This window comes from Flectobacillus sp. (genome assembly GCF_049240685.1).
In the GTDB taxonomy this organism is placed as follows: Bacteria; Bacteroidota; Bacteroidia; order Cytophagales; family Spirosomataceae; genus Flectobacillus.
Genome location: NZ_JBMLSD010000073.1, coordinates 1 through 1,739, shown reverse-complemented (window position 1 = coordinate 1,739; position 1,739 = coordinate 1). Strand labels below are relative to the sequence as shown.

General features: G+C 40.2%; 1 protein-coding gene. It reads right to left on the bottom strand.

Translation table 11 applies throughout. The features are described from left to right. Positions 1-72: 72 nt before the first annotated feature. Positions 73-1,362, bottom strand: a complete 1,290-nt coding sequence (aceA, locus tag ACOVQ4_RS03465; protein WP_421819261.1) for an isocitrate lyase — start codon at positions 1,360-1,362, stop codon at positions 73-75. Positions 1,363-1,739: the final 377 nt, after the last annotated feature.

Here is a 1,739-nt window from a genome sequence, read left to right as displayed (position 1 = left end):
TAGTGAATGTAATAACTAATGATGCTTTCTATTCCACAATTCACAATTCAACATTCACAACTCATAATTATTCTAATGAAACTGCTCTTCTTCGGTTGAGCCTTTCAAGGCGCCAGTAGATGCCAAGCCTCCTGTAACGGTATTTTGGATTGCGTCAAAATAACCTGTTCCTACAAATGCTTGGTGTTTTACGGCCTTGAAGCCTTTTGATTGTAGTGCAAATTCACGTTGTTGTAATTCTGAGAAACCAGCCATTCCACGTTGTACATACGCACTTGATAGCTCGAACATAGCGGTATTCAAGGCATGGAAACCTGCCAAAGTAATAAACTGGAATTTGTAGCCCATATCTGCCAACTCCTCACGGAATGTTTCCATTTTTTTCTCGTCCATAAACTTCGCCCAGTTAAACGATGGCGAACAGTTGTAAGCCAACATTTTGCCAGGATATTTGGCATGGATACCTTGAGCAAACTCACGAGCCATTCCCAAATCTGGATTTCCTGTTTCCATCCAAATCAAGTCTGAATATGGCGCATAGCTCAAACCACGGTCGATACCTTGTTCAAGCCCATTTTTTACATAGAAGAAACCTTCTGAAGTTCTTCCTTTATCGGCTTGGATAAATTTCAAATCTCTTTCATCTACATCCGCCGTAATCAAATTGGCGGCCTCTGCATCGGTACGTGCAATTACCAAAGTCGGAACGCCCATTACATCGGCTGCCAAACGAGCAGCCACTAATTTATTGATAGCCTCTTGTGTAGGCACTAATACTTTTCCTCCTAAGTGACCGCACTTTTTTGCAGAAGATAACTGGTCTTCAAAGTGTACGCCTGATGCTCCTGCTTCAATCATCCATTTCATCAATTCAAAGGCGTTCAAATTACCTCCAAAACCTGCCTCTGCATCAGCTACGATAGGTACCATCCAATGCACGTCGCCATCACCATTGACATTTTGAATTTGATCAGCACGTAACAAAGCATTATTAATTCTTCTCACCACCGCAGGAACGCTATCGGCTGGATACAAACTTTGGTCAGGATACATATTGCCCGACAAGTTCGCATCGGCTGCTACTTGCCATCCAGATAAATAGATAGCCTTCATTCCTGCTTGTACCTCTTGTACAGCTTGGTTGCCTGTCAAAGCGCCCAATCCAGCTACCCAATGATCATTTTTCAACAAGTTCCAAAGACGCTCTGCACCCATACGTGCAATACTGTAATCAAGTTTATAAGAACCCGCCAAACGAGCTACTTCTTCAGCACTATAAGGTCTTTCGATTCCTGCCCAACGAGGGTTTGTAGTCCAGTCAGTTACCAACTGTTGGATTCTTTCTTCTTGTGAAATTTTCATGGTTTTAATTAGTTTTTTGTTTTGTTATAAGAAAAGCATACACATAATAGAACCAGACTATTGATAAGTTGTGAGTGGTGAATTGTGAATCATTAAAGTGAAATTCAATTTACATACAACTGAATAACAGATACTTGACTTCAAAACTCAGCACTCAAAACTCAGCACTCATCAAAGTACTATCGTTCTAAAAATAGTAGCAAATAAGCTCATTGGGGTGTCTCAAGGCTAACACCCCGCCGAACTAAAATTGGATATTAATATGCTCTAGGCTATAAGCAATAGGCAGAAAAGCTTCGATTATTTTATGAGAAATATCTTTAAATACATAGTAAACAGTTTTAAACTGTTAAAAATTGAGTCCAAGACTAAGTCTT